This is a genomic window from Cupriavidus sp. FW306-1B-F12B, from assembly GCF_058781795.1.
Genome location: NZ_JBYSXC010000007.1, coordinates 245174 through 269226, shown reverse-complemented (window position 1 = coordinate 269226; position 24053 = coordinate 245174). Strand labels below are relative to the sequence as shown.

19 protein-coding genes are annotated in these 24053 nt (G+C 60.2%); 9 read left to right on the top strand and 10 right to left on the bottom strand.

Going from position 1 to position 24053, the window contains the following annotated elements:
• Positions 1–74: 74 nt before the first annotated feature.
• Positions 75–1007, top strand: a complete 933-nt coding sequence (gene kce / locus AC3WLE_RS14795; protein ID WP_492356894.1) for a 3,5-dioxohexanoate:acetyl-CoA acetone transferase — start codon at positions 75–77, stop codon at positions 1005–1007.
• Between the two features lie 123 nt (positions 1008–1130).
• Positions 1131–2438, top strand: coding sequence for an MFS transporter (locus AC3WLE_RS14790; protein WP_439668448.1), 1308 nt, complete (start codon positions 1131–1133; stop codon positions 2436–2438).
• A 1054-nt stretch (positions 2439–3492) separates the two neighbouring features.
• On the opposite strand, the gene AC3WLE_RS14785 is transcribed toward AC3WLE_RS14790, so the two are convergent.
• Both AC3WLE_RS14785 and AC3WLE_RS14780 read right to left on the bottom strand, forming a co-directional pair.
• Positions 3493–4497 (bottom strand): alpha/beta hydrolase family protein, encoded by a 1005-nt coding sequence (locus tag AC3WLE_RS14785; protein ID WP_492356893.1) that lies wholly within the window; start codon positions 4495–4497, stop codon positions 3493–3495.
• A complete protein-coding gene (locus AC3WLE_RS14780) occupies positions 4487–5878 on the bottom strand; it encodes a 2-hydroxycarboxylate transporter family protein (protein ID WP_492356892.1) in 1392 nt (463 codons plus the stop codon). The genes AC3WLE_RS14785 and AC3WLE_RS14780 overlap by 11 nt, the downstream gene beginning before the upstream one ends.
• Before the next feature lie 118 nt (positions 5879–5996).
• On the opposite strand from AC3WLE_RS14780, the gene AC3WLE_RS14775 reads away from it, so the two are divergent.
• On the top strand, positions 5997–6941 hold the full coding sequence (locus AC3WLE_RS14775) for a LysR family transcriptional regulator (RefSeq protein WP_492321533.1): 945 nt from the start codon (positions 5997–5999) through the stop codon (positions 6939–6941).
• A 170-nt stretch (positions 6942–7111) separates the two neighbouring features.
• Here the strand turns inward: AC3WLE_RS14775 and AC3WLE_RS14770 are convergent, their stop codons facing one another.
• From AC3WLE_RS14770 to AC3WLE_RS14760, 3 genes are all read right to left on the bottom strand, one after another.
• Positions 7112–7666 (bottom strand): hypothetical protein, encoded by a 555-nt coding sequence (locus tag AC3WLE_RS14770; protein WP_492321534.1) that lies wholly within the window; start codon positions 7664–7666, stop codon positions 7112–7114.
• A gap of 93 nt (positions 7667–7759) precedes the next feature.
• The gene (locus AC3WLE_RS14765) at positions 7760–8023 is read right to left on the bottom strand and encodes a hypothetical protein (RefSeq protein ID WP_492321535.1); all 264 of its coding nucleotides are present in this window, start codon (positions 8021–8023) and stop codon (positions 7760–7762) included.
• A 76-nt stretch (positions 8024–8099) separates the two neighbouring features.
• Positions 8100–8528 carry a hypothetical protein gene (locus tag AC3WLE_RS14760; protein ID WP_492363581.1) on the bottom strand — a complete coding sequence of 143 codons (429 nt, stop codon included), beginning with the start codon at positions 8526–8528 and terminating at the stop codon, positions 8100–8102.
• A 200-nt stretch (positions 8529–8728) separates the two neighbouring features.
• Between AC3WLE_RS14760 and AC3WLE_RS14755 the strand changes: the two genes are divergently transcribed.
• Together AC3WLE_RS14755 and AC3WLE_RS14750 are read left to right on the top strand one after the other, a co-directional pair.
• The gene (locus AC3WLE_RS14755) at positions 8729–9535 is read left to right on the top strand and encodes a YdcF family protein (protein ID WP_492356890.1); all 807 of its coding nucleotides are present in this window, start codon (positions 8729–8731) and stop codon (positions 9533–9535) included.
• A gap of 314 nt (positions 9536–9849) precedes the next feature.
• Positions 9850–12492, top strand: coding sequence for a bifunctional diguanylate cyclase/phosphodiesterase (locus AC3WLE_RS14750; RefSeq protein WP_492356889.1), 2643 nt, complete (start codon positions 9850–9852; stop codon positions 12490–12492).
• Between the two features lie 152 nt (positions 12493–12644).
• Here AC3WLE_RS14750 and AC3WLE_RS14745 read toward each other — a convergent pair whose 3' ends face one another.
• Positions 12645–13553 carry a LysR family transcriptional regulator gene (locus tag AC3WLE_RS14745; RefSeq protein WP_492356888.1) on the bottom strand — a complete coding sequence of 303 codons (909 nt, stop codon included), beginning with the start codon at positions 13551–13553 and terminating at the stop codon, positions 12645–12647.
• Between the two features lie 113 nt (positions 13554–13666).
• Here AC3WLE_RS14745 and AC3WLE_RS14740 point away from each other — a divergent pair, with 113 nt between their 5' ends.
• A complete protein-coding gene (locus tag AC3WLE_RS14740; protein WP_492356887.1) occupies positions 13667–14569 on the top strand; it encodes an aldo/keto reductase family oxidoreductase in 903 nt (300 codons plus the stop codon).
• A gap of 149 nt (positions 14570–14718) precedes the next feature.
• Here the strand turns inward: AC3WLE_RS14740 and AC3WLE_RS14735 are convergent, their stop codons facing one another.
• From AC3WLE_RS14735 to AC3WLE_RS14720, 4 genes are all read right to left on the bottom strand, one after another.
• Positions 14719–15048: a DUF1484 domain-containing protein gene (locus tag AC3WLE_RS14735; protein WP_492356886.1), complete on the bottom strand. Its 330-nt coding sequence runs from the start codon at positions 15046–15048 to the stop codon at positions 14719–14721.
• A gap of 478 nt (positions 15049–15526) precedes the next feature.
• The gene (locus AC3WLE_RS14730; protein WP_492356885.1) at positions 15527–17275 is read right to left on the bottom strand and encodes a retron Ec67 family RNA-directed DNA polymerase/endonuclease; all 1749 of its coding nucleotides are present in this window, start codon (positions 17273–17275) and stop codon (positions 15527–15529) included.
• 192 nt (positions 17276–17467) lie between these two features.
• Positions 17468–17956, bottom strand: a complete 489-nt coding sequence (locus AC3WLE_RS14725) for a PIN domain-containing protein (RefSeq protein WP_492356884.1) — start codon at positions 17954–17956, stop codon at positions 17468–17470.
• Positions 17956–18693, bottom strand: coding sequence for an MFS transporter (locus tag AC3WLE_RS14720; RefSeq protein ID WP_492356883.1), 738 nt, complete (start codon positions 18691–18693; stop codon positions 17956–17958). Before AC3WLE_RS14720 ends, AC3WLE_RS14725 begins: the two co-directional genes overlap by 1 nt.
• Positions 18694–19095: 402 nt before the next feature.
• On the opposite strand from AC3WLE_RS14720, the gene AC3WLE_RS14715 reads away from it, so the two are divergent.
• The 3 genes from AC3WLE_RS14715 to AC3WLE_RS14705 are packed head-to-tail and all read left to right on the top strand — an operon-like array spanning position 19096 to position 24051.
• Complete coding sequence (locus AC3WLE_RS14715; protein ID WP_492356882.1) at positions 19096–21246, top strand: DEAD/DEAH box helicase family protein; 2151 nt, start codon at positions 19096–19098, stop codon at positions 21244–21246.
• 19 nt (positions 21247–21265) lie between these two features.
• Positions 21266–22891, top strand: a complete 1626-nt coding sequence (locus AC3WLE_RS14710; protein ID WP_492356881.1) for an HsdM family class I SAM-dependent methyltransferase — start codon at positions 21266–21268, stop codon at positions 22889–22891.
• Positions 22888–24051 carry a restriction endonuclease subunit S gene (locus AC3WLE_RS14705; protein WP_492356880.1) on the top strand — a complete coding sequence of 388 codons (1164 nt, stop codon included), beginning with the start codon at positions 22888–22890 and terminating at the stop codon, positions 24049–24051. Before AC3WLE_RS14710 ends, AC3WLE_RS14705 begins: the two co-directional genes overlap by 4 nt.
• The last annotated feature ends 2 nt before the right edge of the window (positions 24052–24053 follow it).

The following is a 24053-nucleotide window of genomic DNA, read 5'->3' as shown; positions in this document are numbered from 1 at the left end:
CGCGCCCTGCGCATTCCGGGGGCCATCGGACATCCGCGGCCCGCAGCCAGACAACACCCGACCAAGGAATCACCATGGCCAAGCGAGCCAAAGCCATCATCACCTGCGCCCCGACCGGCGCCATCCACACGCCCAGCATGTCGCCCCACCTGCCGGTGAGCGCCGACGAGATCGCAACCGCCGCCATCGACGCGGCGCGCGCAGGGGCCGCCATCCTGCACCTGCACGCCCGCGACCCGAAGGACGGACGCCCGTCGCAGGACCCGGAGCTGTTCCGCCCGTTCCTGGCCAGGATCAGCGCCGAGACCGACGCCGTGATCAATATCACCACCGGCGGCAGCCCACACATGACGGTGGAAGAACGCATGTTGCCGGCCACGACCTTCAAGCCGGAACTGGCCTCCCTGAACATGGGCTCGATGAACTTCGGCCTGTTCCCGATGCTCGACCGCTTCAAGGAATTCCAGCACGACTGGGAGCGCGAACACCTGGAGAACAGCCGCAACCTGATCTTCAAGAACACCTACCAGGACATCGAGAACATCCTGCGCATCGGCAATGCCAACGGCACGCGCTTCGAATTCGAGTGCTATGACATCAGCCATCTGTATAACCTGCGGCACTTCCTTGACCGTGGCCTGGTCAGTGGCCCGGTGTTCATCCAATCCGTCTTCGGCATCCTGGGCGGCATTGGCCCCGATCCCGAGGACCTGATGCACATGCACCGCACCGCCCGGCGCCTGTTCGGCGATCAGTTCCGCTGGTCGATCCTGGGCGCCGGCCGCGGCCAGATGCCGCTGGCGACCATCGGCGCGGCCATGGGCGCCAGCGTGCGCGTTGGCCTGGAGGACTCACTCTGGATCGGTCCGGGCCAGCTGGCGGCATCGAGCGCCGAGCAGGTCACGCGCATCCGGACCGTGCTTGAAGCGCTGAACATCGACGTGGCCACGCCGGACGAAGCCCGCGACATCCTCGCCCTCAAGGGCGCGGCAGGCACCGCGTTCTGAACCGGCGGGGCCGCCACGGCCCGGCCCCGCCCAACCATCGAACACTGAAGACATCAACCAGGCAGAACGGCTGACGCACGGCCCCAGGGCGTGGCGCCATATCCGCCGATGGAGACTACGCACATGCAGACCGTACCCGCCTCGGGCGCGCCGCCGCTGGCCGCGCCGACAGACCGCCCGCTGACCGCACTACTGTTCCGCAAGCTCATGCCCTTGCTGGTGCTGTCCTATGTGATCAGCTTTCTCGATCGCACGAACATTGCACTCGCCAAGACCCATATCGCGGTCGACCTGAACATCTCGGCCGCGGCCTACGGCCTGGGCGCGGGTCTGTTCTTCCTCAGCTATGCCTTGCTGGAAATCCCGAGCAACCTGATCATGCATCGGGTCGGGGCGCGCTTCTGGATCACACGCATCATGGTGACGTGGGGCCTGCTGTCCGCGGCGATGGCCTTTGTCCAGGGCGAGACCTCCTTCTACATCATGCGCGTGCTGCTGGGCGCGGCCGAGGCGGGGCTGTTTCCCGGCGTGATGCTCTATCTCACGTACTGGTTCGGCCGCGAGGATCGCGCGCGGGCAGTGGGCTACTTCCTGCTCGGCGTCTGCATCGCCAACATCGTCAGCGGCCCGCTGGGCGGCGCCCTGCTGGGCATGGATGGCATGTGGGGCTTCAAGGGCTGGCAATGGATGTTCGTGCTGGAAGGCCTGCCCGCGGTGTTCCTGGCCGCGGTGGTCTGGAAGAAGCTGCCCGACGGTCCGGACAGCGCGCCATGGCTGACGCCAGCCCAGGCGCAGGAAGTCCGCAGCCGGCTGGCCGCGGAAGCCGCCGATGCCAGCGCCGGCAAAGGCGGCCACTCATTCCTGGGCGCCATGCGTGATCCGCAGGTCTGGCTGGCGATCTTCATCTACTTCTGCCATCAGATCTCGATCTACACGGTGATCTTCTTCCTGCCGGGCATCATCGGCACCTACGGCAAGCTCACGCCCGTGGAAATCGGGCTGCTCAATTCCCTGCCCTGGATAGCCGCCGCCATCGGGGCCGCATGGCTGCCCCGACATGCCAACACCCCACGGCGCGGCCGCCGCCTGCTCTGCCTGGGGCTGGTCGTGATGGCAGGCGGCCTGCTGATTGCCGCCTTCGCAGGCCCGGTGATGGCGCTAGTCGGCTTCTCGCTGACCGCGCTGATGTTTTTCGTGGTGCAGTCGATCGTCTTCCTGTTCCCGTCGTCTCGCCTGAAGGGGGTGGCGCTGGCGGGCGGACTGGCCCTTATCAATACCTGCGGGCTGGTGGGCGGGTTCATCGGACCGTCGGTGATGGGCATCATCGAACAGGCGACTGGCAGTACGCGCAATGGTCTGGTGATCATGGCGGGCTTGTTGCTGGTTGCCTGCGCGGTGGCTCCGTTTCTGCGCCAGGGGCAGGAACGCTGACGGGCTGTAAAGCGGTCTGGGCAGACCCGCTGCCTGTCACGAGCGCGAAATTCACTGGCGCAGGGCCAAGCTGTTCTTCGATGGCAGATCCCTTCAATGGATTGAGAGCGGCGAAGTACAGATGCGTTGGCCAGCAGTGTCTGGGCGCCCTGGCTACCAGACCAAAGAGCATCAGGGCACCAGGGACGTCGGCCCCCTTCCTGAAGGCCTGTACACCGCACGTCAGGATGACTTCCAGCGCTGGGAAGATACAAGTGTCTTCAACCGAGCCGCTTGCCTTCTCCGGCTCATCAACATCAAGGCCGGCCGATGGCCTGGCTGTACAACAGCCTGGGGCACACGGCGCATCGGTTTGCGGCTACACGCAGGGACCAACGTGTTTGGCCGAAGCAACTTCACGATCCACGGCAGAAGCTACCATGGCTCAGCATGGTTGCATTGACCTCACCGGTTCGATGAATTCCTTTGCCAAAGAGTTTTTGTACTATGCCAAAGACATGGAACCGGAAGTTCGCTATTAGAGCTGCCGCAGCCAGCATCCTCGGACTCTTTGCCGTGCTGATGCTGGTAGAGATATGGGGCGCCTGGACAGCCCCTGAAGAGTATCCATTCCGCAGCCAAGGACCCGCTGCGGCAATGTGGGCGTATCAATCACAGACGAACTATCTGCTATCGTGCATCGCCTTCTTGCTCGGGTGCTCACTTGCAATTTGGGCGTTGCTTGCGCAGACGCGCAGCACTTTGCTACGTTGGCTGTGTGGGCTGCCGGTGCTCATCACCTGGGCATTGATGGCATTCGACGGCACTCGACTCGACCTCTAACCGGTCACTGGCAAGCATGGCGCACAAGATCGTGGCCGCCTCTTCATCACGCATGCCATCGCTCCACCTTCGATATAACGCCTGGCTCCGTGAGTATTTCGCGGCGATTAGCGGGTGGGTGTTGAAGGAGTATTGAAGCTCCGATGGACACGGGCTGATGGCCAAAGAGCACACTAAGAGTCAGGTCCGAACACGCGACATCGAGCATGGGCTTCGCGCATCGCTTGCGCACTCAGCCGGACATGCCGCCTTCCACCGCACCGCCGATCCATTCGTGGACGAGCCCGGCAATAAGCAAGTTGTTGTCGTCCATCATCGGCAGATGCGAATTCCCGCGGATACCCATGGCGGGCAAGTCAAATTCAGTAACTCCCGCCCCCGCTTGCTGCACGGCCGACAACCACTCGTCTACCTGCCGGCGATATATCGTCCATAACGAGTTCTGCGGAATATAGTCTCCCCACAACACACAGTGAGGAATGCCGCGCAGTCGGCTTGCATCCTCCACTGCTGTCGATGGCGCACCGGCGGGTTCAACGAGGATCAGTCCCTTTACCAGTTCAGGCACCGACAGCGCGGCATGCTGAGCCAGGCGTGCGCCTTCGCTGTGCGCGAGGATCGTGCACGGGCCAACCCGTCGTATCAGTTCCACATAGGCCTCCAACGCCATGTCGCCTGTGCTGGTCCATCGCGCCACGAACTGCTTGCCCAGCTCGTCCAGCGCGTGTACCGGAAACCGCTGTCCCTGGAAGGCCTGGCGCTTCCCATTAGCAGCGTCATATCCGTCCACCGGACCAAAGCGAAAGATGTCCCACGCCTGCTCCAGCGTTCGGTGCTCCGGCATTTCCGAAACCAGGCAGGCGGGCGCCCAGGAAGCCCTGCCACGCTCCACCGCGTCGCTCACAAAGGTGTCATATCCCTTGCGCATGAAATAGTCATGCCAACCCGGACGACCATCCGGTGTGCATTCCCAGGTGGCACCGGTCATGCCGCCGCCATGCCACATCAGCAGCGGATACCTGGCCGTGGGCGCTGCCAGGGCGAATTGCTGGACATAGAGCTGTCCCACCTGATAACGCCCGTTCGGGTTGGAGACGCGCGGCTGGACGCCCGGTACCGTGGCAAGCTGCCGATGCGGCAGGTCGGCCACGTCGACTGGCCGTCCGCCGACATGAAAGCCGCGCACTGCCCTGAGCGCGATGGGCCTTGTTGCATCGATCGGGAAATCAGTAGACATGGCGAATCGCAATCAGAGCCAACGTTACGGTAATGGCGCCGCCGATGCGGGTCGCAATCTGCGCAAACGGCATCAGCTGCATCCGGTTCGCCGCGGTGAGAATGGCGATGTCTCCGGCGCCTCCCTGGCCGCTGTGGCAACCGGTCACGACCGCCACATCGATGGGATACATAGCCACGAAGCGCGCCACAAAGAACCCGCTGGCAATCATCGACGCGACCGTGGCAAACACCGTGACGACGGTCGGCACCGTGAACGCGCTCACAAACTCCTGCCACGGCGTCAGCGCGACGCCCAGGGCAAAAAGCAGCGGCCAGGTAACGATGCCGGAGAAAAACTGATACACGCCCTTTCCGCCTTGCTCCAGCGCGGGCGAGATGGCACGACCAAGCTTGGCCGCGACGATCAGGAACAGCATGGTGATCGGCGCCGGAAACGCCAGAACCCCCTGGACCAACACGCCGATCAGATAGAACACGACGATGGTCACCATGGCTCCGGCAAGGCTGACCGGATCGAACGCCGGAGCCGTTGCGGACGTCGCCTTCTCGCTCGCCTTAGTTTGCGGGCCCCGCTGCAGCACACCTTCTCCTGTGAGATGCGGAAAGCGTTTGCCCAGTACATTGAGCAGTCCGCACAGCAACACTGCCGTAAAGCTGCCGAGCATGACCACCGGAATGATCTGCGCAAACAACTCCGATTGTGGCTGTCCGGTAATCATCGCGTAACCCATGGAAAGCGGGATCGCACCTTCGCCAAGTCCGCCGGCCATGATGGGAACGACGACAAAAAAGAATGCCCGGTAGGCATCCAGCCCCATCGCCATGCCGGTCAGTGTCCCGACCGCACCCGCGACGACCGAGCTGACTGTCAGCGGCACAAAGATCTTCAGGAAGCCACCGAGAAGCACCTCCCGGTCCATGCTCACAATGCTGCCGACAACGATGGCCGCGACATAGAGGTAAAGGAAGTTGGATGCCTTGACGAACGCCTTGATCGATAGCGCAAGCGAAGGCGGAATCAGGCCGTAATGGGTCATCGCCGATGGCACCACAAACGCAAGAATCGCGGCGCCGCCCATCAGGCTGAGCATCGGCACACGGCGACCGAGTTCCATGAAGAAGAACCCACCCAACGACAATACGGCGATCGCCATCGTGAGATCCGATGGCACCTTGCCAATGGTGGCGAACCACACCACGATCGGCAGCAGCGCGAGATATACCGGCAACGGTACAACGCCAATTCGGCGATCCAGCAGGCGCCACCATTGCGCACGCAGCGCAGACGTGGGTGCCACGCGCGGCTCGGCCGCAGAGACCGGTGAGATCTCTGCGGCTGACTGGGAAAGATGATCTGGTAGCACGATGTCCTCCTCCATCTGTTCATGAACTCGGCCGCATGACGTAGCGGCTTCTGGGTCCGTAGTCTGTGGCGCATCATCAGTGCCGTCCAATATCTGTTTTGTTGGAGGGCATAAGTTCGTACTATGGCAACCTATGCAGAACGCCCGCAAACTGGACATCCCTCGCCTGATCGCCTTTATCGCAATTTGCGAAGAGGGCAGCATCACGGCCGCCGCGCGCAGGCTCGGGATCGCCCAGCCGGCATTGACCGTCACCGTGAGCAGGCTGGAGGATGTGCTGGGGACGGTGTTGCTGACGCGAGGCATTCGCGGGGTCACGCCGACCGAAGCGGGACAACGCCTGCTGAGGCGCGCGTACGAGATCGTGAATCTCGTCGAGTCCACGTTCCAGGAGCTGCAGCAGTGCACCGCCGACCCTGGCGGCGACGTTTCCCTGGGTCTGCCTTCCTCATCCGCCGCCGTACTCGCCCTGCCTCTGGTCGAACGCATCTCCATGCGCTACCCGAAAATTCGCCTGCGCCTGGTAGAAACGTTCTCTGGCTACCTGTGGAATTGGCTATCAGAAGGACAGCTTGATCTGGCGGTGGTGTTTGACCGGACCGCGACGCCGGAAGTGCAATGCGAGCCCATCGCCAGCGAGGACATGCAACTGGTAGGCCGGCCAGGGTCGCTACCAGACACAAGCACGGTGCAGGCAAGGACATTGGACAGATATCCGCTCGTGATGCCGTCGCGTCTGCACGCCATTCGGTCAACCCTGGAAGCCTATGCCGCGCGGGCGAACGTGTCGCTCGACGTTCGCGTTGAAATAGACGCCGGCCAACGGCTGATACGACTGGTGGAAACCGGTCGCATGTTCAGCGTTCTCGCCAGGAGTGCTGTGACACGGGAGATTCAGCAAGGGACGCTGGCGGCCTGCATGATCGACCCACCTATTACGCGCGCCGTATGCTTGGGACAGCGGCGCGCACGCATGGCAGATCCGGCGGTCCGCGCCGTTATCACGGAATTGGTTGCGGAGGCCAAAACCTTGATAGATACCGGCATTTGGAAGACCGCCGGAGCGGGCAATCCCTGATGCGCCGCCGTGAATGGCGGGCCTGGGATAGTGCGAATGCAGCCTCCCATTGCATCCATAACTATCCATAACCACCCATAAAGCAGCGCTGTACCCCATGTACGGCGGCCTGCAGGCAACGGCCGGCGCCGCCATGAACAGCAGCATCGCGAAAGTGATGCCTCGTTTCATCAAGGCATCTGTTTCGGCCCCTCACTGTATGCCTTGAACTTCTTCACGTCTGCCACCTTGTAGAACAGCCTCAAGGTAGCGTTCTTCGACGGTGGGATTCGGCCCACGAAGGCTGACCTCACGAAAGCGGCGCTGCCGTTTCCGTTGCTTTCCATCACACACACATACCGGCGCCCGTGCTCACGTAGCACTGCATAAGCGGCAAGGCTCGGTTCCTCAACTCTCGTGGGCTGAAGCTTTTGCACAGCAACCGCTCGCTTGATGAATCCGCGACGCGGCCCGACGAAGATGTAGTCGTTGCTTCCGCGCTTGCTGGTTGCATAGCCAATCCGAAGCTTGTTGCTGTCATCACCTCCAGGGGTAAACAGCTGGTAGCCAGACTCCGTAACCTCGTCTATCAGATTCGCATCCCCTTCAATTGGGCTGATCGAGATCGAAGTGTCAGACGATCTATCGAATAGTAGGCAACTGTCGATGATGGCCTCAGGCACCTGTTCCGCGTGAGCGGAAACCGAAAGCGCGAGGATGAGAGGCACTAGAGTAGTTCGTATCATTTGTATTCCTTGGCGCGAGTGACAATACGCCGGTCTTGGCCATAGCGCCAAAAGATCGTTCCGCCAGACATCTGCATGCCATAAGCTGGGTTTTCATTCGAACTCAATGAGCCGCTCATAGACCGTAATCACCACCATGACGACAAGTGGTGCAACACTTAGCCAGCGAAGCCGTCTCGGCACGCGGCGCAACCAGATCCCCATCATCGCGAGGCAACAAGCGGCGAGCGCAAGCCCTGCTGCAATCAGGTAGCGTCGCTGCGACTGGTACGCCCAGAGATTTGCCACCGGCCCCTCTGCGTCAAACGGATAGTGCTCGGGTGAATGCCATGCCTGCCAGGCGTCAATCGCGACCATTGCCATTACCGCCAGAAGCACGCCGGACGCCACCCACTTGATGCGCGAACGCGAGGTCAGAGTCCTTTGCACAGTCTTAGCCCTCACAGCAGACGTGCGGGCAACGGGGGTTGATTGAGATGCCTGCTTCATTGAAGAATCTTCCCTCCTCTTCAGAAGCGACATGCCCACTCGCGGTGGAACGTACTTCTGGCCTCTCGATGTCCTTCTTGTTGATTCCGAGGTGTTCAAGTAGGCCTGTCATTGAACGCGCCCGCGCTTCGGCAAGCTGGCGTGGAATACCGAGGATTTCGTTCTGACGCAGGTACATGTAGACGGTGTACCCGGCTGGAAAAGTGCGACGGGAATTGATGCGCCAATCGGCAAGGCGCTTCACCTCCGCACTGGATAGCGTGGCTGAGCCGGGCTCGAATACAGCGCTGTACTCCAGGTAGGGCGGTCGGCATGCATTGGCCGACGTAGTCGTGAACAACAGTACTCCGAGCGCGATGAAGTGCCTCATCATGGTCTCCAGTCCGGCGCCACGCACAGCTCTGGCAAATACCAAGATGTATCGAACTCTTGTGCGCGCGTCCCTAAGGCAATCCTTAAAGTTGCCCTTCTTCCGCACGCGGACGCCGGTACAATTTGCGCCGCATGTTGCTGGTCGCCGCGCGAGGTCAGCACATGCATCGCTTCGCGTCACGGCACTCTCCCAAATACTCAATGACCGCAATGCAGGAAATGAACACAAGCGCGCGCTGGCGCCGCATCGGCCTCGCGCTATCCGGCACCGTCCTTCTTGCCGATGCCATCGCATTGACGACCCTGGGCCTCTTCAACTTCGGCATCGTCCTGCCAGGCTGCATCGGCGCATCATTCCTGCTCCTGGCATGGCAATGGCCCCGCGTCGCGCACTGGCGAGCAACCAGCCGAAGCCGCCAGCAACTATGGCAAGCAGGATGGATCGCGTTCGCAGTCTGGCTGGCGACAGTGGCCGTTTTCTTCTACAAGATTCACCGCAACACCGAAGCCGCCATCCCAGGAAGCTTCCCGGCAAACGCAATCATCATCCTCGGCTCCGGCACACCAAACTGCGTCGCTTCGCCAACGTTGGTTGCGCGGCTTGATCAGGGCTTGAAACAGGCTCAGCAATGGCCGCAGGCGAAGGTTGCGGTCAGTGGTGGGCAGGATTTCGGGCTGCGGTGCCGGGAGGCCGACATCATGGCTGAGTATCTGATCGCCCGTGGGGTCGCAGCAGACAGGGTCATCCGGGAAGGGCGTAGTACCAGCACGGGGGAGAACCTGGCGTTCAGCCGGCGCTTGCTTGAAGAGCAGGGCGTCGCCGCCACCGATCCCATTGTGGTGGTGACCAGCGATTTCCATGTACAGCGGGCGGTGCGGATTGCCCGGAAGGCAGGATTCGGGGAGGTCGCCGGAGTCGGGGCTGGAACGCCGCGCTACCTTCGGTACAACGCCTGGCTCCGTGAATACTTCGCCGCGATCAGTGGATGGGTGTTGAGGGAGTATTGACTCCTGCGCAGCCCGCCCCAGCGACATCAGGCTATCGCCGTATGCGCCCTGGCCCCGACAGCGGCGCCGGAATGTCTGTGGCGAAAATGCCTTGGCCCCCTTTTGGGGGCGTCAATCAGGGCCGGAATGGCACATAGTCGCCCACGTGCCCACGAGTCGAGCGGGGCATGATCACGACGTGCCGCTTTCGGCACACGCCGGCCCGGCTCCGCGCGGTGAGCACGGGACTAGGGTGCGTGCAGCTTGTCGGGTTCGCTGACCTCGACTAGCCTGCTATCGATGTCGACTCTTCGCTGCGTTGCGATACCCATTTGATGCCAGAACGCTCGACCACCCGATATGGCAAGGCGCTGCAGCGCCTGCACCAGCTCTTCTCCCCGTTGAACCTGGCGGCGGCGGCGTGGCTGATTGCGACATGGGCGTTCGCGGCGTTTCAGCTCGTGAGCGAGCGGGACCGCTTGCTGCACGACGCGGCGGAGCGTACCCAGGCGCAGGCCCAGGCGTTCGGCGCGTACTCGAAATCCAGCATCCTGCGGCTGTCCGAGTTCCTCCTCGACCTGCGGGCCAGTTGGCTGGTCGGCCAGCCGGGATTCATCGACATGGTGCGTGAGCGGGAAAACCTGGTGGTGGACCTGTCGTTCCAGGTGTCGGTGATCGACAAGCATGGCCTGCTCATCTACTCGTCCATCGCCCCGCCCGTGCCCGGCCAGAAGGTCGACCTGAGCGGGCGCGAGCATTTCCGGGTCCATCAGAACGCGGGCGGGCGCGACATGCTGTTCATCAGCGACCCGGTGAAGGGCAAGGTCTCGCGCAAATGGTCGATCCAGTTCACGCGCCCAATCCTGCGCGCGGGCAGCTTCGACGGGGTCATCGTGGTCTCGGTCAGTCCGGAGCAGTTCGCCAGCTTTGCGCAGTCGTTCACCAACCGCGATGGCAAAGTGGCGTCGGTCATCAAGACTTCCGGCCAGGTCATTGCGCGCGTGCCGGCCATGGAGGGCACGCTGGCCAGGGCGGTCAGCAACAGGCCATACCTCGCCAGCGGGTCGCCCCAGTCTGGTAGTTATCGGGCGGTGTCGGGCTCCGAAGGCGTGGAGCGGGTCTTCGGCTATTACCGTCTGCCGGAGTTCGGGCTCAATTTCGTGGTGGGCGAGTCGGTCGGCCTGGTGCTGGCGCCCTACGAGGTCTATCGCCGCGTTGCCCTGGCCGGTGCCATTGCTTCCACGCTGCTGCTTGGCCTGTTGTACTACAGCCTGCGCCGCTCCATGGGGGAGCGACGGCGCCATATGGAGGAGATGAAGCTGGCTTCGCTGGTCTATTCATCCAGCAGCGAGGCCATGGTGGTGACGTCGCTCGATGGCACCATCATCGACGTGAATCCGGCCTTTGCCGCCGCTACTGGCTATACCGCCAAGGAGGTCAAGGGCCGCCCGGGCTATATCGTCAGCGGGGCAGGCAATGCGGCAGGGCTGGTCGAGCGCCTGCGGACCACCGTGGCAGCCAAGGGCAGATGGAGCGGCGAATTCTCGATCCGCCGCAAGGACGGCAGCGAGTTTCCCGCCTACCTGACCGTGGATACCTACCTGGCCCACGCCTATGGCGAGCGCCGCCGCGTTGCGCTGATCCATGACATAACCGAGAAACGCCAGGCGGAGGAAGTCATCCGGCACCAGGCGAATTTCGATGCGCTCACGGATCTGCCCAACCGCCGCCTGTTCTTCGACCGGCTGAGGCAGGAGATCGAGCGTTCGCGCGGCACGCAGGATGTGCTGGCGCTGCTGTTCATCGACCTGGATCGCTTCAAGGAAGTGAACGATACCCTCGGCCACGACCAGGGCGACCTGTTGCTGCTGGAGGCGGCGCGGCGCATTGCGGCATCGGTGCGCGCGTCGGATACCGTGGCGCGGCTGGCCGGCGACGAGTTCACCGTGATCCTGCCCGCGGTGGGCGATGCCGGCGTTGCCGGGGACATTGCCGAGGCCATCCTGGAGCGGATTGCCGCGCCCTACCGCCTGGCCGGCGAGCTGGTGGTGGTGTCGGCCAGCATCGGCGTGGCGACCTGGCCCAAGGATGCCGACAACGCCGAGGCCCTGCTGGTGTGCGCCGACCAGGCGATGTTTGCCGCCAAGGAGGAGGGCCGCAATCGCTGGAAGGTCTTCACCCAGGCGCTGCTGCAGGCGGAGAGGGAGCGCCTGCGCATCACGCAGGACCTGCGCACGGCGCTGGCGTCCGGGCAGTTCGCGCTGCACTACCAGCCCATTGTCGATCTGAACACGGGCAAGGTCTGCAAGGCCGAGGCCCTGATCCGCTGGGACCATCCGGTGCGCGGGCCGATCCGCCCGGCCGATTTCATTGCCGTTGCGGAGGAAACCGGCCTCATCATCGACATCGGCCGCTGGGTGCTGACCGAAGCGCTGGACCAGCTTGCGCGCTGGCAGGTGCTGCTGGGCAAGGGCTTCCAGATCTCGGTCAACAAATCACCAGTGGAGTTCTGCGCGCCTGCGAGCGGGCCCGAGTCCTGGTCCAGCATGATCGAGCGCAGGAACGTGCCGGTGGGCAGCCTCGTCATCGAGATCACCGAAGGCTCGCTGATGGAGCAGAACGCCGATGTCATGGACCAGCTCTCCCGCTTCCAGGCGGCCGGCATCGAGATCGCGCTCGACGACTTCGGCACCGGCTACTCGTCCTTGTCGTACCTGCGGCGCCTGGACATTGACTACATCAAGATCGACCAGTCCTTCGTCCGCTCGCTGACGCGGGGCCCGGACGACGTGGCCTTGTGCCGCGCCATCATCAGCATGGCGCATGCGCTGCGCATCCGCGTGATTGCCGAGGGCGTCGAGACCGAGTCGCAGCGCGACATCCTGCTGGCTGCCGGCTGCGACTACGGGCAAGGCCACCTCTTCTGTCCGCCGGTGGAGGCCAGCGCGTTCGAGGCCTATGTGAGCGCCGTGACTTGAACGCCACCGCACCAGACCGCGAACGGCGCGAGACCAGCCAGTTCGCGCCGTTTTGCTTTCAGGCCCGCGTTGCGTGGGCCTGTCTCTCGTCAGACAAACGCCTGCAGGCGGTCGGCGCTCTGGTCGATCTGGCGCAGAAAGGAGAACAGCCGTTAGGGGTGCAATGCCTCTGCGCTGGCCTTCAGGAAATCCACAAACGCCCGCAACGGCGCCGGCAAGTGCCTTCTGCCCGGGTAGTAAAGAAACGGCCCTGAGAACTTCTGCCACCAGGGCTCAAGAATCGGCTCCAGCGCCCCGCTTTCGAGATACGGCCGCAGCTTCCCCTCGAAGATGTGGATCACCCCAACGCCAGCCAGCGCCGTACTGATCGCCAGGTCGATAGACGCGGCAGGCCGGATCAGCAACCGGTGCGGAGGATCCAACCGCAACGCCTCCCCATCACGCTCGAACACCCACGGCGGCGTAGCCCCGCCGGCGAACTGCGCGCGCAGGCAGACGTGCGCGAGCAAATCGCGCGGGTGCCCCGGCCTGCCGTGCCGGTCGAGATAGCCAGGCGTTGCCGCCGTCGCGAAGCATTGCACGCGCGGCCCGATCGGGATGGCGACCATGTCCTGCTCAAGCCGCTCTTCGTAGCGGATGCCCGCGTCGCAGCCGATGGCCAGCACGTCGACGAATCCATCCTCGACCACAACCTCTACGCGGATGTCGGGGTAGGCCTCCAGGAACGGCGGCAGGATGTCTGGCAACACCGTCCACGCGGCGCTCGATGGCACATTCAGCTTGAGCGTGCCGGACGGCTTGTCGCGGAAGGCGTTCAGGACGTCCAGCGCGGACTCCATCTCGCTGAACAGCGGCGTGAGCCGCTCGAGCAGGCGCAGCCCCGCTTCGGTCGGGGCGACGCTGCGCGTGGTGCGGTTAAGCAGGCGCAGGCCCAGCTTCGACTCCAGGCGGCGCACGGCGATGCTCAGGCTAGACGCCGAGACGCCGCCGATCCGCGCCGCATCCCGAAAACCCCCGGCGCGGGCCACCGACACGAACGCGGCCAGATCATTGAATTCCATGTCAGTGTTCAAATTTTGAAACAGCCCATTCAATCTAGGCCGGATTATCAAACACTGCAACGCCAAACATACTGGCGCCACCTGTTCAGCCAAACCGAATCAAGGAGAGCGCCATGTCCCCCACGTCCCAACCGCACCGTCCCGCCACCACCTACACGCTTGCCGGCCGCACCGTGAACCGCATGGGCTACGGCGCCATGCAGCTCGCCGGGCCCGGCGTGTTCGGACCACCGAAGGATCGCGCCGCAGCCATCGCCGTGCTGCGCGAAGCCGTCGCGTCCGGCGTGAACCACATCGATACGAGTGATTTCTACGGCCCGCACATCACCAACCAGCTCATCCGCGAAGCCCTCCATCCTTACCCGGATGACCTGGTGATCGTCACCAAGGTAGGCGCCCGCCGCGGCGAAGACGCCTCGTGGCTGCCGGCGCTTGAGCCGGAGGCCATCCGGCAAGCGGTCCATGACAACCTGCGCAATCTGGGTGTGGAGGTGCTGGATGTCGTCAACCTGCGGCTCATGGGGGATATCCATGCGCCGACGGAAGGCTCAATCGAAAGGGAAGTCACTGCGCTGGCCGAGCTGCAAAGGCAGGGGCTGGTCCGCCACATCGGGCTGAGCAACGTGACATCGGCGCAGGTGGCGCGGGCGCGGAAGATTGCGCCGATTGTCTGTGTGCAGAACCAGTACAACCTGGTGCAGCGCGGGGATGATGCGCTGGTGGATGAACTGGCGGAGCAGGGGATTGCGTACGTGCCGTTCTTTCCGCTTGGCGGGTTCACGCCGATTCAGTCGGCGGGATTGTCAAAGGTGGCGGAAGGGATCGGGGCCACGGCGATGCAGGTGGCGCTGGCCTGGTTGCTGCATCGGGCGCCGAATGTGTTGCTGATTCCGGGGACTTCGTCGGTGGGGCATTTGAGGGAGAACCTGAAGGCGGGGGAGGTTGTGTTGACGGATGCCGTGCTGGCGGAGCTGGATGCGATTGGCGGAGCAAGGCGCGGGCATGCGGTTGCGTGAGCGCCCTGATAGCGATCAGCGGTTGGATCTTTAAGGGGTATTGAGGCTTCAGTTGGTTGCACTTCACAGTGCCAGAATCAGAACGGCGCGAGGCCAGTTGGCTCGCGCCGTTTTGCTTTCAGGCCCGCATTGCGCGGGCCTGCCCTTCGTCAGACAAGTGCCTGCAGGCGGTCGGCGCTTTCGATGAGCTGTTGCCTGAGCGGCGAAAGCAGGGCGTGTAGGCCGATGCATTCGGGGATGCTGTCGCTCTGCAGGTCCAGCAAGGTCAGGGCGGACTGAAGGCCCGCGCTGACGCGAAGGATGTCATCAGTGACTTCGAGGATGTGGTCCTCGAGGGTGACGGCCTTGCTGGGTGGGGGCGGGGTAGCTTTGGCTTGGCGGCGGAACTGAGCGCGGTCGGCTTTGGCCAGGTTTTCGGCTAGTTGGACTTGTTTTTGGGCGAGGGTGGGCTCTTGGGGAGCCGGGGTGGTGCTAGTCATTGCGACCTCCGTGTGTAAGAGATGGAGGCCCGCCGTCCGCTGTCAATCGGGTGGGCGAGCACGAGGCAGGGTTGACAGACCGGTACACACAAACCGGCGAGCCCGAAGGGCTCCCCCGCCGCGGCCCGCCCGTATAGGCGTGCGTAAGCGAAAGACGAGAGGATACCGCTTCGCGGCTCGTCCGGTGTGTTGGTCAGGCTGTCAAACCCGGTCGACCATTGATATGGCGACACCACCAGTTTTCAACGGCAGTTCGCACGGAGCAATGCACCGAACTCTCAAAGCGTCATTCGGGTCGTTGTAAGCAAAGCCCAGCATGGGCCTTTCAGATCCTTCTGCGCCTGCCGCACTTATATGAGTGAGGCGCCGACATCCAACGTTGGGACGCAAGGCCGTCCCTGTATGCCAGCTCATAAGCGCCCCTGCTACCACATTGCGTGACCAGCATATCCCTGGAAGGCGGCGGGCGCCGCGAGATTTACTTTGCGGCCAACTTCAATTTATAGTCTTCAATAACTTTGACGACGCGATCGAGGATTTGCTTAAAATTGCTGAAATCAATGGATTTAGCATTTTTTTCGACGACGTGCGTGGCAAACGCTGCCTTGCCATAATGCACTTTGTCGTCGCCGCTGTTGCTCTTGTTGAAAGTTTTTCCATTTAGGACTGTTTTGAGCGTCGCAGCGTCGAAGAAATCTTCAATGTCCGTAGGAGTTTTGCCCGGACCAAAGGGCGTTGGCACGACATATAAATTTCCGGTGACGTGAATAAAGTCTGCCATGCCTGCAGGCTTCTTCTTTTTTGTCACCCCTGCAATAACTTCGTAAACCGAGTGGGAGCCTGAGTCATTATCGATGATAATGATTGTCGGATGCTGAGGGGGTGGTGCCTTAAACCACTTTTGCAAGTCATCATGATAGTTTTTAATTAACTTGCAAATCCCATGGACTCCCCCGCCAAGGTCTGTGATTGAGCTTGTGCGGCGCTCTATGTGCTTGAAAAATTTTACCAGCAGTTCCGGAGATTTGCCGGGAGGCAATTCAGCGAGTTGAGGGTAGTTGGCTGCCAAGCTACGAATTGCGCAGCGTAGATAGATGTTGTCGGTCTTCCCCTCGCAAACGATAAACGGCACTTCCGGGGCATAGAATTTGTCGAAATAAATGAAGCGACGAAAGAGCGCAAGGCGGCCAGGCGTTGCAAAGGGCGGCAATCCATTTTCTTCGCGCAGCTTGTTATTGAAGACATCCACCTGATCGATGTATGCGAGCATTCCGTGGAGCTGCCGTCTTTGGCCTGATACCGTCATAGCCACGGAGTTGCCATCCTTGTCAATTACAACTCGTTTAAATTCGAATTCTCCGGTCTTAAATAGTCGGGAGACCATGGCTCGTACGGTATTGCGATAGGCGGCCGGAACGTTCACCTTGCGATTAACAGTAAGCCCCGTAACTTCTTGCCGCGAGTCGAAATACTGCATGCGAGTTTTTTGAGGATTTATGCTAAACCCACACCTTGAAACTAGCTTGAGCAATTTCTCGCCGGGTTGCCATTCATGGTTGGCAGCTTGGATAGCAACTTTCTCAGGAAAGGCTTGCTTGTTCGTACTAAAGGTTAGGTCATCTGCGTAACGCGTATATGTTATGCCCTCTATCTCAGCTAACCGCGCCAAGAGAATGTCCATGTGATGTGCAATCAGATTTGAAATTACAGGCGAACATGGGCTGCCTTGCGGAAGCTTATTCTCATGGCAAGCAATTTGCGCCAGCACTGTCGCAACTGCAGGCGGTAGATTGAAATTCTTGTTTTTTAAGAAAAATCCGCGGACGCGACCGAAGTTGATTGAGCCAAAGAAGTCATGCAGGTCAACGTTAAAGACAAAACGGCGAGATATATGGGCGCGCCCGTTTGTCATGATGGTGCGCCCGCGCTTGAAGCCATGTGCTATTCCAGGGCGTTTTCCGTCATCAGCATGTCCGTGCGCAGTACTAATTTCCGACAGACAGTCCTGCAGTATCTGTGATAGGCGATACTGCAAGAGCTTTAATCGAGACTCAGGCGCAAGTATTTCCCGCTGGCCTCCATAGCGCTTAGGAACGTGAAACTTGGTGTATAGCGAACCTTTGGCCTTCACATAAAGCTGATTGGAAAGCACCTTCGGTTGTACTTGAAGTAAGGAGGCGATGTCTCTAAGAGACTTTGCTGCTTGTAGCTTTTCGAGCGTCGACATGCTCAGAAGAATAAAAGAGGGGACCCATGGGCACTCTTACGCGAACGAAGCAAGCGTATAGCCGGATCGTTATAGAGGATACCGAGGAGCATATCCCGGGACATTTATTTCACATGCCATGAAACATGGCAAAAAATCTGCCCATAGGGTCCAATCCAACTTTACCACATTGACGGGTTCACAGGAGTGAAACTAGTCAGCAAACTCAAGCGTGCCTTGAGCCCTCGCGGGATCGTCTGGCAGATCGTCCACGGACATGGCCTTAAGTCCAATGGAGGATGCAAACTTCAGTAGGGCCTTGTCGTCAGAATAAATGCATACCGCAAGTCGGCTGCGCGCGATTGCCACGATCTGGTGATCAAACTTAACCTTGCTCCACGGGGCATTCTTCTGGCTGCCTTTTTTATTCCCATTCGCTAACGCTGACCGAATGCTAAGAGAGCACTCGATCGCTGCCTTTTGGTCAAAGGGCACAATCTCAAAGCCTGCAGAACGATCGAATTCATCAGCCAGGTTTGGGGCATGCACTAGCACTTCCGCCAAGGCCGGTGAGGGAATCAGAATCTTGGTCCTCGTTTCACGAAGTGATCGGACGAGGTAGTCCAAGCGGTCTTTCTTCGCCCTTTCTGTAGCTTTGGGCGTGAGAAAGCTGATCAGGATGCCAGCGTCGAAAACGACCATCAACTGTTTCCTCGAATTTTTTGATGCTCTCCTATGGGGTCATCCAAATCCGCCCACCCGTTTTCGGGGTGGATTGCGATACGGGCAAGTACGTCCTCTGCCGGCGTATCGTCAAGCTCCTCAAAGTGAGCAATGTGAAAGCTCATGAGGTTCCACCGAGCGTCGGGTGAGCGCTCCCAGACGCCCTGCCCATGGATCCGAACTGGTTTCCCCAAGTAATACTTGATCAGAGCTCGAGCGGTGTCCGGTGTAGCGTCAATGCCTTTGAGAATTGTCTGACGGTCAAGGGATTGCAACCAAACTGGAATTGTCCGATCCGTTCCACCGATCCGGATCACAACGCCGTCCAAAGATCCTGCTTCTTTCACCCGATATTGCTTTTCATCTGGGATGTCGCGTCCAAGAAACTTGATGTAGACAACATTGCCCGATCGTAAGGTCGCCTTGGCGTTATCGGCTTTCAATAGGCGATTGATGGCGTCAAACGGCTTCCGAATATCGTCTGGCGCGTCGGCAGAATGTGCGAGGCGTAAGCGGCTCTGGACTTTGGGGATCGCGGGGAAGTCGATCTTTGCTTGGGGAATTGCGCTGCCTTTGCGAACCTTCTCAAAGTGCACGTGCTCGTGACTACCAAGCAAGTCGGCGAGCTGCGTCAAATACTCCGCCAGCCGCGACATCGGAAGAGTGTCGGGCGTAAAGGCGTCAATGCGAAGTTGGACGAGTTCAGGCTTTTCCATGGCGAGTGCGCAGGAAAATTATACCCGGGGAGGGAACCAAGAGGAGTGCCGTCACCAGCCTGCCCTACGTAAGTAGTAGCGCTGTCGACAGTTCGTTGACAGTCAAGACGAACAAGGGGTTACGCTTGCGCGTAACCCCTTGAAAATATTGGTGGCGAATCAGGGACTCGAACCCCGGACCTGCGGATTATGATTCCGTCGCTCTAACCGACTGAGCTGAAAGGACTTTTTCTCAGGTCGGTTCACCATCTGGCAGAATAGCCGCTGACGTGTGTGACACCTTGGTGTGAGTCAAGATTAACGTCTTGATACCAAGACTAACACGCCGGCACCGCGGCAGTGACCCTTCCCGGTTCCACAATATGAAAAACAGAGCATCGCCTTCTGACGGGAGAATGGTGAATGATCGGAACCAACGAAGCCTTCTCGCGGGTCAAGATTGACTCGTTACTTGCCGAGCAAGGCTGGAATACGCAAGACCCCAACGCCGTTCGCTTCGAGTATCCGCTGGCCGACGGCAAACGCGCGGACTATGTCCTCTGCGACCGGCATGGCCGGTCTCTGGCGGTAGTGGAGGCGAAGAGGTTCTCCGTGAGCCCAGGTGACGCTGCTGCACAGGCCAGGCAATACGCTGAGCAGCTAGGCGTGCCCTATGTCTTTCTGTCGAATGGCATTGAAATCCAATTCTGGGACTGGCAGCGCGACGCCTTCCCGCATGCGGTGAAGACTTTCTTCAAGCAGGATGACCTGGAGCGCCGCACTGCCAGCCGCTTGCTGAGACGTGACCTGGGCGCCGTGCCGGTTGATCGACAGATTGCGGGGCGCGACTACCAGGAAGCGTGTATTGACACTCTTTGCCGCGAGACCGACCTGGGGCGGCGCAAGCTGCTGGTCGAGATGGCTACGGGCACCGGCAAGACGCGCACGGCAGCCGCCTTCATCAAGCGGTTGTTTGAAGCCAATGCCGTCACGCGAGTGCTGTTCCTGGTCGACCGCATCACGCTCGCAAAACAGACGGAAGACGCCTTCGCTGAGTATCTGCCGGACTACCCGGCCTATGTGCTGCGCACCGGGCGACGCTTCCAGGACGAGAAGCACATTACTATCACCACGCTGCAAAGCATGGTGAACCTATATGCGGACTACTCAAGCGGCTACTTCGATCTGATCATTAGCGATGAGTGCCACCGCAGCATCTATGGCAAATGGAGTGGTGTGCTGAAGCACTTCGACGGGTTACAGATCGGCTTGACAGCAACCCCCTGTGTAGCCGGCGAAATCGAAGCAACCGGCGATGCCGAGGATGGCGCCTTCGTGCGAGACACTCTGCGATTCTTTGAGGTCGAGGCGCCTAATTTTATTTACAAGCTCAAGGATGCCATCCGAGATGGCTACCTGGTCCCATATCAGATCTACCAGGCGAAGACCGTCAAAACTGCTGCAGAAGGCGGCTTCGAGGTGCAGCGCGAGGAACTGGACTGGTCGGCAATGGATGAAGCGACCCGGGCGGAGTTTGAGCTGCTGTTTGGCACGGCCAAGTCAGTGGTCATCGATCCTGCGGCCCTGGAGCGACGGTTCACCATACCGGAGCGCAATCGTGCCATCGTGCGTGAGTTCCGGCGGGTGCTGGACGAGGGCTACGTTGATTATCGTGGCGTGCTGCGCAAGCCATTGATCGGCAAAACAATTGCCTTTGCGGTGACCAAGCGTCACGCGGAAGCCCTGGCGCAACTGTTGGATGCCGAGTTCGCGCACTTAAAGCCATCCCCGGACGTGCGTTTTGCCGACTATGTAGTTTCCGGCCAGGGCGCGGACGATACAGTGGACGGCATGACGAAGATCAAGCGGTTCAAGAAAGAGAAGTTCCCGCAGATTCTCGTATCGGTGAATATGCTCGATACGGGCTTCGACTGTCCCGAACTGGTCAATCTGCTGTTCGCACGCTTCACACGTTCATCCATTCTTTATCAGCAGATGCGGGGACGCGGCACGAGGAAGGCGAAGAACAAGCCGATCTTCACCATGTTCGACTTCGTTGGCGTGTGCGACTACCACGGCGACAGCGAAGAATACGCACAGGGTGGGGTGGTGGTAGAGCGGCCGGCAGCGAAAAGGAAATACGAGCCGCGACGCTTGCTATCGTTGGACATCAACGATCATATTGATCCGACCACGCGTGAGTGGATCACGGTGGATGAGGACGGCAATATGGTCTTCCCGGAAGCCTCTGAGCAGCGCCAGGCCGAACTGGGCGCCCGCTTCGAGGCGTGGCTGCTTGCCCAAGAGGTGGATCCCGGTGAGGAAACCTGGCTGCGGATGATTGGTAGTCAGTTGCGCGCCAACGCGGACACGCTTGATGAGTTCACGCTAGGACATTTCGCGTTTCACCCCTTCTCGCAGTTGGGCGGGGTGTCGCAGGCGATCCGAACCTTCGGATCGGAAGATCGGATCGAGGCACTGCTGACGACTTTGAATGCGGCCGTCTTCTGCGATACTAGCGCCCCTACGGCGGACGGGGACGGCACTCAGCCGCCCGCAGCCCCCCTACATTGAACGTTTTGGAGTTTGTTCTATGCCATTGACCCCCGACATGCGGCGGTCGATCGACCAGATTCGTGACTACCTGTTCGGCGGAGGCTACCCCGATCCAGTTAGCAATGCGGAGCAGTTGTCGTTTCTTTTCTTCTTCTACCTTCTAGAAGGCATCGACAAAGAGAATCAGCAGCGCGCCAAAGTGCTGAAACAGGCCTACGTGAGCCTGTTCGATGGGGAATGGACGCTACGCAACCCTTTGAATGCGCTCAACAAGAAGGACAAGACCATCCCGCGCGAGCGTCTGCGTTGGTCCGTGTGGGCCAAGGGCATGGCGGGCGAAGCTCTGGTGCGCTTCGTGCGCGACGAGGTGTTTGCCTTCGTCAATGAACTGGGTGAGGGTGCCGCGCACAACTTTATGCGGGGCGCGCGTTTGAACATCGACGAGCCGACCGTGCTGGCTCAGGTGGTTAGCCTTGTGGATGGGCTGCGGCTTGACCAGGCTGATGCAGATACCAAAGGGGATCTGTTCGAGCACGTGCTGCGGCAGATCAAGCAGGCCGGTGAGCTCGGCCAGTTCCGCACGCCACGCCATATCATCCGTGCGATCGTGCAAATGATCGACCCGCGCGTGGGCGAGACCATCTACGATCCAGCCGCCGGCACGGCCGGATTTCTGGTGGCTGCCTACAACCATATCCGGCTCGCCAACTCGTCGCCCAAGCTCATTCAGGAGGTGGAATTGGATGGCAAGCGCATGCAGCGCGGGCTGGGGGATCGATTATCGGCGGCACAGAACACAGCGCTGCAAAACGCGACTTTTTTCGGCAATGATGTAGACCCGAAAATGGTGCGCTTGGCAACGATGAATCTGACACTGCGGGGACTGCCCAATGTGCCGATTCTGCTGCGCAATGTCCTGACCACCACGCTGGATAGCGAGCGTAAGGCGGAGCTGGGGCAACCAGCAGAGGGCTACCACGTGATTCTCGCCAATCCACCGTTCTCAGGGCGGGTGGATAAGGACCGCATTGTAGATGACGTGAAGGTTGGCACCTCGACGGCAACTGAGCTGTTGTTCCTCAAATACATGATGGACAGCCTGCGGTTTGGTGGACGCTGCGGCGTGATCGTGCCCGAGGGAGTGCTGTTCGGGTCGACCGGGGCGCACAAGGAGTTGCGCCGTCAGTTGATCGAGAACAACAGGGTGGAGGCGGTGCTGTCGCTGCCCGGTGGTGTGTTTCAGCCGTATTCCGGCGTCAAGACCTCAGTGTTGTTCTTCCGCAAGGGTGGCAGCACTGAGCGAGTGCTGTTCCTGCATGCCGACGACGATGGCTACAAGCTGGATGCAAATCACGATACGCCGATTGACGCCGATGACCTAGCAACGCTGATGGCGACCTTTGCCGCGCGCGAGGAGCGGTGGGGGGAGTGGCATTCGCGCGAATTCGAGGTCGAGTGGACAAGCAAATGGTGGTTCGCTGATTTGGCTGCTTTGCGATCCAATGAGTTTAATCTTTCGGCGGCACGCTACCGACCGATGAGCCAGACTCAGGTGGAGCACCGTGATCCACGCGAAATCTTGGATGAGCTTGCTGCGATTGAGTCTGAGATCGCCGAGGAAATTGAGGCATTGCGTGCAGGTTTGGCGGAGCAGTCCGCATGACAGAAGCACGTCTAGTCAGACTTGGTGACATTTGCCGGCAAGATCGAAAATCGATAAAGCCGGGAGAGTGTGGGGAACTGCGATACATCGGGTTAGAGTCGATCGAGGCAAACACCGGACTGTTTCAGAGTGGCGAGCTATCTAAGACGCCTGAAGTGCCGCAAGCGAATAGCTTTCGATTTGGTCCACAGCATGTCCTCTATGGAAAGCTACGGCCATACCTCAACAAGGTCGGGTTGCCGGATTTTAATGGGAAGTGTTCCACCGAGATCATCCCATTGGTGCCATGCGAGCCCCTAGATAGACGCTATCTTGCATATTTCTTGCGCTCGCCCCTAGTCGTTTCTCGTATTTCAGAGAAAGCCGCTGGTGCTCGTATGCCACGAGCCGATATGGGCTTCATTTTCGACTTGCCATTGCCGTTGCCCAGCCTTGCCGTGCAATGCAAGATCGTTGATCTTTTGTCCAGAGCTGACGGTATTGTGCGGCTGCGACGGGAGGCGCAGAGGAGGGCAGCAGAACTGATTCCAGCGTTTTTCTCGGATATGTTTGGATCGTTGCCTCGTTCCGAGTTCAGAAAATGTGGGGATGTCTGCGAATTCATCACAAAAGGGACGACGCCAAAGTCTGCTGATTTGTCGAGTGATTATCAAGTCGGACGCGTTCCGTTCCTGAAGGTCCTTCACATTACAGACAATGGCAGCATCCATTTTGCCAAGCAGCCCGCCTATATTTCCGAGGAGCTACATAGGGGGGCACTGGCTCGGTCAATTGTGAGGCCGGGCGATGTGCTGATGAACATTGTTGGCCCGCCACTCGGCCGAATTGGAGTTGTTCCCGATACGTATCCGGAGTGGAATGTAAATCAGGCTCTTGCCATATTTCGCGCAAGGCCTGGATTGCATCCACACTTCTTACTTCATGCGCTGCGAAGCCCTCTGGTGCTACCCGAAATTCTGAAGTTGCCTGTTGGTGTTCGTCAGTTGAACATCAGTCTGGAGCAGTGTCGGAAACTTGAGATTCCGCTGCCGAGTGCTAACGTGCAGGAGGCGTTTGCCAAGAAGGTTGATCAAGTAATGGCCTTGCAGCGACTACAGCATGAAGCGATCGCGGGCGCGGAGGCTGTTTTCTCCGCGCTCTTGGCGCAATATTTTGGGTAGCG

Bases quoted from the DNA above. Each gene is read 5' to 3' on its own strand.
- AC3WLE_RS14735 (WP_492356886.1), bottom strand. From the start codon at position 15,048: ATGACTAGCACCACCCCGGCTCCCCAAGAGCCCACCCTCGCCCAAAAA.
- AC3WLE_RS14740 (WP_492356887.1), top strand. From the start codon at position 13,667: ATGTCCCCCACGTCCCAACCGCACCGTCCCGCCACCACCTACACGCTT.
- AC3WLE_RS14760 (WP_492363581.1), bottom strand. From the start codon at position 8,528: ATGATGAGGCACTTCATCGCGCTCGGAGTACTGTTGTTCACGACTACG.
- AC3WLE_RS14790 (WP_439668448.1), top strand. From the start codon at position 1,131: ATGCAGACCGTACCCGCCTCGGGCGCGCCGCCGCTGGCCGCGCCGACA.
- AC3WLE_RS14745 (WP_492356888.1), bottom strand. From the start codon at position 13,553: ATGGAATTCAATGATCTGGCCGCGTTCGTGTCGGTGGCCCGCGCCGGG.
- AC3WLE_RS14705 (WP_492356880.1), top strand. From the start codon at position 22,888: ATGACAGAAGCACGTCTAGTCAGACTTGGTGACATTTGCCGGCAAGAT.
- AC3WLE_RS14785 (WP_492356893.1), bottom strand. From the start codon at position 4,497: ATGTCTACTGATTTCCCGATCGATGCAACAAGGCCCATCGCGCTCAGG.
- AC3WLE_RS14775 (WP_492321533.1), top strand. From the start codon at position 5,997: ATGCAGAACGCCCGCAAACTGGACATCCCTCGCCTGATCGCCTTTATC.
- AC3WLE_RS14730 (WP_492356885.1), bottom strand. From the start codon at position 17,275: ATGTCGACGCTCGAAAAGCTACAAGCAGCAAAGTCTCTTAGAGACATC.
- AC3WLE_RS14725 (WP_492356884.1), bottom strand. From the start codon at position 17,956: ATGGTCGTTTTCGACGCTGGCATCCTGATCAGCTTTCTCACGCCCAAA.
- AC3WLE_RS14755 (WP_492356890.1), top strand. From the start codon at position 8,729: ATGACCGCAATGCAGGAAATGAACACAAGCGCGCGCTGGCGCCGCATC.
- AC3WLE_RS14765 (WP_492321535.1), bottom strand. From the start codon at position 8,023: ATGGTCGCGATTGACGCCTGGCAGGCATGGCATTCACCCGAGCACTAT.
- AC3WLE_RS14715 (WP_492356882.1), top strand. From the start codon at position 19,096: ATGATCGGAACCAACGAAGCCTTCTCGCGGGTCAAGATTGACTCGTTA.
- AC3WLE_RS14770 (WP_492321534.1), bottom strand. From the start codon at position 7,666: ATGATACGAACTACTCTAGTGCCTCTCATCCTCGCGCTTTCGGTTTCC.
- kce (WP_492356894.1), top strand. From the start codon at position 75: ATGGCCAAGCGAGCCAAAGCCATCATCACCTGCGCCCCGACCGGCGCC.
- AC3WLE_RS14780 (WP_492356892.1), bottom strand. From the start codon at position 5,878: ATGGAGGAGGACATCGTGCTACCAGATCATCTTTCCCAGTCAGCCGCA.
- AC3WLE_RS14710 (WP_492356881.1), top strand. From the start codon at position 21,266: ATGCCATTGACCCCCGACATGCGGCGGTCGATCGACCAGATTCGTGAC.
- AC3WLE_RS14750 (WP_492356889.1), top strand. From the start codon at position 9,850: ATGCCAGAACGCTCGACCACCCGATATGGCAAGGCGCTGCAGCGCCTG.
- AC3WLE_RS14720 (WP_492356883.1), bottom strand. From the start codon at position 18,693: ATGGAAAAGCCTGAACTCGTCCAACTTCGCATTGACGCCTTTACGCCC.